This is a genomic window from Cedecea selenatireducens (assembly GCF_042138895.1).
GTDB lineage: Bacteria > Pseudomonadota > Gammaproteobacteria > Enterobacterales > Enterobacteriaceae > Cedecea > Cedecea selenatireducens.
Genome location: NZ_JBHIKW010000037.1, coordinates 1 through 889, shown reverse-complemented (window position 1 = coordinate 889; position 889 = coordinate 1). Strand labels below are relative to the sequence as shown.

Sequence of the window (889 nt, the reverse complement as noted above, 5' to 3'; positions counted from 1 at the left end):
ACCTGCGGCATCATCGGCAGCAGAGTTGATGCGTTTGCCGGTACCCAGGCGTTCCATCGCGGTGGACAGCATGCTGTTGGATTTATTCAGCGCGTTGATGGAGGACATGGAGGAACCGCTGGTGAAAATAGACAATGACATAATGAATCTCCTTGATTCGGTAACTGTTACATAAGCTTCGTTACTGAATCAAAGCGTCACGCCGCGAAGAGAAATTAAATGATGAAGTGAAAAAAATGCATTTTTTTAGCCTACAAACAAAAACACCGCCCGAAGGCGGTGTTTTTCGTTTCATTCCGTGAGGTCTTAGCCCAGCAGAGACATCACCATGCCGGACATGCTGTTGGACTGCTTCAGCATCGACATGCTGGTCTGCGCCAGCATCTGGTTGCGGGTCATGGAAGAGGCTTCGGTCGCGAAGTCAGCATCCTGAATGTTACCCAGCGCCAGCTCGGTGTTATCTTTCATGTTCGCAAGGTTCGCGGCGGTGTGGCCCAGACGGTTGATGTTCGCCCCCAGCCCGGAACGCATTTCACCCACCTTTTTCAGACCCTCTTCCAGAGAAGTCATCAATGCTTTTGCGCTAGTCGCGGTGGTACCGCCGCTCAGGTTGGTAATAGCAGCAGTAATACCGCCCATACCGCTGGCCCCGGTAACGCCGGTCAGCTGCGTACCCAGATTGACGGTCATGCCTTCCCCGGTGCTGGCACCAATCTGGAAGTTCATGTCGGCGCTCAGCTTACCGGTTGCACCAAAGAGCTTATCGCCACCGAAAGAGGTGTTGGTCATGATATTTTCCAGCTCTTTGTTCAGTTCGCCCAGCTCGGCTTTGATCGCATTACGATCGTCTGCACTATTAGTGTCGTTCGCAGACTGCGTGGCCAGGTCC

2 protein-coding genes are annotated in these 889 nt (G+C 53.0%); both read right to left on the bottom strand.

The annotated features are described in order from the left end of the window. Positions 1 to 141: flagellin N-terminal helical domain-containing protein (locus ACE38U_RS22370; RefSeq protein ID WP_445986274.1), on the bottom strand; the 141-nt coding region annotated here is incomplete at its 3' end. 165 nt (positions 142 to 306) lie between these two features. Then, the coding region (locus tag ACE38U_RS22365) for a flagellin (RefSeq protein ID WP_375530536.1) at positions 307 to 889 on the bottom strand (583 nt) is incomplete at its 5' end.